7 protein-coding genes are annotated in these 7,233 nt (G+C 45.6%); 3 read left to right on the top strand and 4 right to left on the bottom strand.

Annotated elements, in window-relative coordinates; genetic code table 11:
• Both IQ235_RS14145 and IQ235_RS14140 read left to right on the top strand, forming a co-directional pair.
• The coding region (locus tag IQ235_RS14145; RefSeq protein ID WP_264322095.1) for an Ig-like domain-containing protein at positions 1-1,727 on the top strand (1,727 nt) is incomplete at its 5' end.
• A 338-nt stretch (positions 1,728-2,065) separates the two neighbouring features.
• Positions 2,066-2,221 carry a hypothetical protein gene (locus IQ235_RS14140; RefSeq protein WP_264322094.1) on the top strand — a complete coding sequence of 52 codons (156 nt, stop codon included), beginning with the start codon at positions 2,066-2,068 and terminating at the stop codon, positions 2,219-2,221.
• Between the two features lie 259 nt (positions 2,222-2,480).
• On the opposite strand, the gene IQ235_RS14135 is transcribed toward IQ235_RS14140, so the two are convergent.
• Positions 2,481-2,924, bottom strand: coding sequence for a SufE family protein (locus IQ235_RS14135; RefSeq protein ID WP_264322093.1), 444 nt, complete (start codon positions 2,922-2,924; stop codon positions 2,481-2,483).
• A 530-nt stretch (positions 2,925-3,454) separates the two neighbouring features.
• Between IQ235_RS14135 and IQ235_RS14130 the strand changes: the two genes are divergently transcribed.
• Positions 3,455-4,504, top strand: a complete 1,050-nt coding sequence (locus IQ235_RS14130; RefSeq protein ID WP_264322092.1) for a GAF domain-containing protein — start codon at positions 3,455-3,457, stop codon at positions 4,502-4,504.
• Between the two features lie 41 nt (positions 4,505-4,545).
• Here the strand turns inward: IQ235_RS14130 and IQ235_RS14125 are convergent, their stop codons facing one another.
• The 3 genes from IQ235_RS14125 to hemF all read right to left on the bottom strand — a co-directional run.
• On the bottom strand, positions 4,546-5,367 hold the full coding sequence (locus IQ235_RS14125) for a glycosyltransferase family protein (RefSeq protein WP_264322091.1): 822 nt from the start codon (positions 5,365-5,367) through the stop codon (positions 4,546-4,548).
• A gap of 106 nt (positions 5,368-5,473) precedes the next feature.
• The gene (locus IQ235_RS14120) at positions 5,474-5,974 is read right to left on the bottom strand and encodes a hypothetical protein (protein WP_264322090.1); all 501 of its coding nucleotides are present in this window, start codon (positions 5,972-5,974) and stop codon (positions 5,474-5,476) included.
• Positions 5,975-6,387: 413 nt separating this feature from the next.
• A partial coding sequence (gene hemF, locus IQ235_RS14115) for an oxygen-dependent coproporphyrinogen oxidase (RefSeq protein ID WP_264322089.1) occupies positions 6,388-7,233 on the bottom strand: 846 nt, incomplete at its 5' end.

Raw genomic sequence — 7,233 nt, 5'->3', positions numbered from 1 at the left:
TTATTAACGATCCGACTCTGGGACGGGTGACCATTAGCGATCCTCAAAGTGGCTTTTTCGTCTACACCCCCAATCCCAATGTCAGCGGACAAGATACATTGACCTTTTTGGCGAACGACGGCACGGTTAATTCTAATGAAGCTGCGATTACCATCGATATTTTCCCGGTAGAAGACATTCCCGTGGCAAGTTCGACAACAGTCGCCACCAACCTCAATACGAGTCTCCCCATTGTTCTATCTGCCTCTGATGGCGACGGCGATCCCATCACCCGCCGCATCACGACGTTGCCGACAAACGGTCAACTGTTTCAAACGGAGGATGGCACAACTCCCGGTGCGGCAATTACAGCGGAAAACACTGTGGTTTCTAGCCCCCAGGGAATCGTTATTTTCGTTCCCGACGGAGGACAAATCGACCCGACCTCCTTTGGGTTTACCGTCAGCGATGGCAAAGCAGATTCGGCAGCCGCAACGGTGACGGTGAATATCGGGGGAATCTCTTCCAACGTTTTACCCACCATCGATCTCAATGGCGGCAACGATGGGGTGAATTTTGCCACGACATTTTTTCCTCCAACACCGGTGGAGATTGCCGATGCAGGTTTAACTATTACCGATACAGACAGTCCGAACCTAGCTTCTGCCACGGTGAGAATTTCCAATTTGCAAGATGGGAATTTTGAAGTCCTCAGTGTCACAGACTCTGCGGAGGTGATATCGAACTACGATCCTGCAACGGGAAGCCTGACATTGCAAGCAGCGAACGGAACGGCAACGCTCGCGGCATTCGAGAGCGTGCTGCGTACTGCCACGTATAACAATACTGCTCCCACTCCCAATCGATCGCCGCGATCGATTATCTTTACCCTCAACGATGGTATCGATAACAGTTCGCCAGTGGTGAGTGCGGTTAACTACCTACCCGAAGCCGTTGATGAAACGGTTGTGATTACCAATAATACGACGGGAACGCTTTCCGCCGACGCATTTCTCGCCAACGATTTCGGTACCGGTCTTTCGATAACGGCTGTGACGGGTACCCCAGCCGAGATCGTCGCCATTGGAAGTAATCCGATTTCCTCGATCGAGTTTACCAATCCCACTGACGGTCAAAACTTCACCTATCAAGTGACCGATAGTACGGGGAATACGGAAACCGCAACGGTAACCGTTTCTGTCGTCAATTCTGGAGGCGCGGTTGACAATCTCAGCGGGGGTGCGGGACCAGATATTTTGAAGGGAAGAAGAAGAGAGGATTTGATTAATGGAGGTGCGGGGAACGATATTTTAATTGGTGGCGAAGATGCCGATATTCTAATTGGTGGAGATGGTGCAGACCTTTTTTCTTACGAAGATAAGAATGATGGATCGAATGACTTTATTGGCACAAGGTCAGAAATCGAGAGGGAAATTGGAGATAATGAATACGATGTAATTACAGATTTCACACGGGGCATCGATCGCATTGGTCTAGATCGTGTCGATCGAATTACTGGTATTGGCAATATATTGCTGACGGTTCAGGATGGAAGTTCTGTTAATGACACCACCAATATTTTGGCTCCCGGTCAGCATCTATTTGCCTATGAATCTGGAGGTAGTACGTATCTAATTTACGATGAAAATGCAAATAATATAGAGAATTTCAACACTCAGATTTTGGCTAAGCTCGATGGCGTCGTGGGTTTGGGAACTTTGAGTGCGAACGATCTTGTTATATCTTGATGGTTTCGAGAGGAGAAAGTCAGACCGTCGATCGGCTCGACTCAATAGAGCGATCGGTGCGAACACTCTATCGGACATTGTCGGGATGGTAAGGTCGGGCGATGAAATATCGTTAGATCTATTACATTGTTTTTAGAAAAGTCACGATTTTGTTAAATTAGCTACATCTTTGTAAAAAACAGAAACCGATGCGTAGCCTAGGATACAATATTTGAGGCTCTATGAAGGAAGAGTAGTCGACCCCCTTCCATAAGTTTTCCGTTGACTACATTATTAAGTTTGATTAAGATGAGTGTATTCGCGTAAATTCCAGCTTGAAGAGGTTAAAACTAGGTCGTATGGTGGTCATCCTGAGTCCGGTCAATCCTTGGCTGCAAGGTCAAGTGGTTCAAGATAGACTGCTCGAGTACTGGCAATCGAAGCAGTCTAAGGAATCTAGAAAAGAAAGTCACAATAGTAAATGTCCTTTCATGACGGTTTCGATCGAGGTGTAGGAGCGGGCGATCGACGGCTTTCGGTCATCGAAACGAAATCATCGAAACGAAATCATCGATCGGACTCGATCGAACGGGGTCTAGGTCATATAGACGACTAAGTCAATAAAAAGGATGCAACTTTGTCATTCGTTACGCGAGTCTCGCAACAACCATCACTCGCGATCTAGATCGAGAGTTTGCGCGCGATTGCTTCTCGATCTAGATCTAACCGGGTTCGACGATTGGAACAGATCGTCCCAAACTATCTTTTTGCACTTCAAACGTTTGAGAGTTTTTCACTTGATAAAAGCAGGGCCTTCTTCTTCATCATGCTAAAGATGTTGTAGAACCCATTAGCCCGAGAGGGTGTCAAACTCTGACTCAGTCCAGTTTCCTGAATAAAATCTGGGGCGAGTTGAATAATTTGAGTGGGAGTCAAACCATTAAGACCTTCAATTAAAAAAGCCAGTAGGCCTTTCGTGAGTTGGGCATCTGAGTCTCCCTTGAAACTGACTTTCCCGTCCTCTAGCTCGGCAGTGATATACACTTGAGACACGCAACCGGGAACTTTATTTGTCGGAACTTTATCTTCTTCGGGAAAGTCCGTCAGTCGTTTGGCTAGATGAAGCAACTGTTCGTAGCGACGCTTCGGTTCGGATGCTCGCTTAAAGCGCTGCACCATCTTGTCGAGAGTGGGAGGAAGTGAAGTTGGGGAAGTCATTAGTTACGAAACAAACCTACAGTTATCTTACTATACATTCTGTAACTTTTCGTTGAAGCCGCTCCCATTCTTGTCCTTTCGATGAGAACACAAAGGGATTTTCAAACAGCGATCGATCTTTGTGTATTTTTACAGACAAAAGCAAAACTCATTGGCGGACTCAAAATTAATTTTATCGAGCCAACCTATCCAACCAATCTCAAGCAAAACCAATTGAGTTTTAAGGGGAAAATGACGTGGAAACCGAGCGAATACTAGCGCTTGGAGTCCAACCATCGCTTTTCAAACCTGCGATAAAATTAAGACATTCTCAGCTATTTGTAGTCTGAGGACACTTTATAGCAATTCTCAGTCTTGTGAGGTACACCCAAATTCTATTTCCTATTCCCCATTCCCCATTCCCCATTCCCGAAAACCAGAAACTCTGTACTTCAACAGATTGATAACCGCTATACTACACTTTACTAACTTAAGAGAAAATGATAGAGCCAAATTTACCAAGAGAGAAGCTAATTGACGAATTAGCATATATGAAGCAAGAAGTTGCCGACTTAAATACAATTAAAATGGCATTTCAAGCTCAAACTGAGTTACTCCGAACTTGGGTGACAACCGCGAGAACCGCATCAAATTCTCTTATTCTTAGATCTTTATCACAGCAAATATTAAAAAGTTCTACCCGGCTAACCAACGCAGAGTCCAGTAGTTTATTTTTACTAAATTTAAATGGTGTTGTTATTGAAAGTGTTCTTGCTCGAGGTGCAACGATCGTACCGAAAAAATCTCGCCTGATCGGTCAAGTTTTGGAGAGAGGACTTGCGGGTTGGGTGCATCGCAACCGTCAAATTGGTTTGGTGACGGATACCACCCATGACGATCGCTGGTTGACGATGTCTGACGAACCCTACACCGCTCGTTCGGCGCTGTGCGTACCGATTTTTCGTGGAAAAACCATGCTTGCCATCGTGACGCTGATGCACTCCCAACCGGCTCATTTTCGCTACGAAGCCGCGAGTTTAATGAAATTGACCGCAGCACAAATTTCTTTAGTTTTAGAAGGTGCTTTGCTTTACGTGGAAAATCATAACTCGGTTACTCCCTCCACAACTCCACCCATTGTCACCTTTCCCCCGGAAGTTCAGTCTATTCCACCCACCCCGACTATTGTCACATCTAATGGACGTTCTCCAAGCCATACTGATGTAGAAGCACCGATATCTGAGAAATTCGCTCCCGATCGAGATAAGATTCCACAAGAGTTTAATTTATCCAAAATTGGACTGTATACGATCGTCTGGGATGGAAAATTTCTTTATGCAAATCCCCGATTGGCTCAAATTTTTGATTATTCTTTTGGAGAGTTAGTAGAGCTAGAGTCAATCTTTGGACTCATTTCTGAAGGAGATTACGATTTTTTTTCCGAGCGAGTTTATCGATGTATTCGCGCTCAAAGCAAACATATTTTATGTGAAGTTAAAGGCAAAAAAAAAGATGGCAAAACCGTAGATATCGAAATTTACGGTTCTCGAACAAAGTTTTATGGAAAATCAGTCATTATTGGAGCAATTCGAGAATTATAAAACAATAAACCGATCGCAAACTTGACGTTCGATACGATTTCTCAAATTTCGCTCGATACTCGATTCCAAATTTGACAGTAGTAGTGATATCCTCTTGAAGTGAGCTGTTGATAGATTTTGGGGATCTCACCTCGTGCAACCGCCTCCTGCATAAAAGGTTTAGGACCGTGAAAATGAACGATCGCCGCATCTGAATTTTGACCCCAATAGGGCTTCCAGTTTAATATTTCCGGTAGCGGAGTCCAAAAATAAATTCCCCATTTCTGACCCCATTCTCGGCGAGGAAATCGATAGTAGCCGCGATAGGCATCCTGGTCCCAAGTTCCGGTACAGAGTTTTTCGAGATGCGATCGAATATAGTTTGAGAACGCGGGTAAAGTGAGACCTAAGTTGCGAGTATTCATCAGCATCACCCCAGTATTCATCGCTCGATAATTACCGATTTGATGCTCGGAAGAAACAGCAAAATACCGACAATCTATCTGCTTGAGGATAGGAACGGGATTTTGGAGAAACATGACATCGCAATCGGTATACAAAATATACTCATCTTCGATACCACGTTCGGCGAGAATTCGAGGAATATCGACTCGAATAAATGCACCCGAACCAATTGTATAAATATCTCGATCGCTTTTTTGTGCCGCCAAGGTCTTGAGTTCTTCTGCAAAGCTGCTACGACAATACAGCACTGTTCCACCTTGCTTCTCGAACCAAGAGGTTAGCTCGTTACTCGAACCGTCAAAGAGTAAATGTGGGGAAAGTTCCGTTTCTTCGATGGCTGAAGCGACGGCCACCCGAATCATATGTGCGTAAAATTCGTAAGTCTGGCAAGTTGAATTTAAAGCAACAAACCACCTCATTGAATATTTTCGATCGTTAATTTTACTTCTACTATTCGTTTTAAAGAGTCGATCGCCTCTTTGACGATAACGAGCGATCGACTTTTTGGATGGCGATAAACGACTTTTAATATGCCGGTTGAATGAAGCGAGAATTCGATCGAATATACCCATCTTCTGTGGGAATATATAACCAAGGTCGTCCTTGAGAATCGGCTTTCCAACCGCTCGATTCGATGACCGTACCCTGGGCGAAACCCGTTCTGATGGCGGCTGATAGTTCCGCATCCGCACGGCAGTTCAAACCGCTGGGGGCCACCACAACCCAGGGCCACACCCGAGCTTCGTAGTAATCGCCATTGTAATCGGGCATAGGACCGGGCGTGGGGGGATTGGGAGCGTGAGTATCTCCATTATCTCCTCCCCACAGAGGTGTTGGTTCCCGAGTTTCGTTGAGGTTAACGGACATCCGCCGAGGGGGACTATCTTGACCTTGAAACCAATATACGGGGAACGTGAGTTGATATTCCCCGTTAACAGACGAACCTAATTCGATTTTATCGATATATTGGTAAGTTCCACCTGCAATCAAATATAAGGCTTTTGAGGTCAGTTTCATCCAAGCCATAAATATTACCTTCCCAAGAATTGATAACCTAAAACTTAAGGTAAACTTGACTTGACAGAATCTTGGGTTTATACATAAAGAATTTATATTTTTCAGCCGATTCAGATTTTAATATTTGAAGTGCGAGCCAGGGCGATCGTATTTACTATGACAATTCATTCGCAATTGCGATCGACTTTACATTGACAATATTTCCAATTGTAATAATTCCCTTCGTCCTTCATCAATTAAGCTTAAAGAACTATCAAAATTTTTACGATCTCGATCTTGAATAACAAAGCATAAAAACGAAGTGCGATCGACAAATAGAAATTCGTCGATCGCACTTCACTTCGCGTCATTCTTTTTCTTTTTAGAGTTGAAGTTTTTTCTCAGTGAAACGAAACTGCCTCAACCCTAAGATTTCACAACTTTCAAACGGCAGTATCCGGCTTCCAATTCGCCCAATCTTGAGGCTTCAAGAACGTATCGTACAACTCGGCTTCCGGGGTTCCCGGTTCCGGTTCGTAACCGTATTCCCAGCGTACCAGAGGCGGCAGGGACATCAAAATCGATTCCGTGCGTCCGTTGGTTTGCAGACCGAAAATCGTACCGCGATCGTACACCAGATTGAACTCCACGTAGCGACCCCGACGGTATAGCTGGAAATTGCGCTCTCGTTCGCCGTACTCAATATCCTTGCGTCGTTGGACAATGGGTTCGTAGGCGGGGATAAATGCCCGTCCGCACTCCTGGACGAAGGCGAATAACTCTTCCCAATGACGGGGGGTGGGGTTGCCAATTTCCCGGCTGTAGGTGGCTGCCGGGCCATCTACAGCCGGACCGCGATAAAGTTCGCCGCGACCATCTTGGTAATCGAAAAACAGACCGCCGACCCCACGCGTCTCTTGTCGGTGTTTCAAATAGAAATACTCATCGCACCAGCGTTTGAACGTCGGGTAATATTCGTTGTGATGGGTATCGCAGGCTTGTTTGAAGGTGTGGTGAAAATGAGCGGCATCTTCGGCAAACGGATAGTACGGTGTCAAATCCGCGCCGCCGCCGAACCACCACACCGGCCCGGCTTCAAAATAGCGGTAGTTGAGGTGAACCGTGGGAATGTAAGGGCTGCGAGGGTGCAAGACCATCGAAGTTCCGGTGGCGTAGAAACCATGTCCTTCCGCTTCGGGACGCTGCTTTAAAATTGAGGGAGGTAATCGATCGCCAAATACCTCCGAAAAATTCACGCCCCCCTGCTCGAAAATCAATCCCTGGCGCAT

It is taken from the genome of Zarconia navalis LEGE 11467, from assembly GCF_015207075.1.
Taxonomy (GTDB): domain Bacteria; phylum Cyanobacteriota; class Cyanobacteriia; order Cyanobacteriales; family Geitlerinemataceae; genus Zarconia; species Zarconia navalis.
The sequence above is the reverse complement of the archived record's forward strand: the minus strand, read 5'-3'. Positions and strand labels throughout refer to the sequence as shown.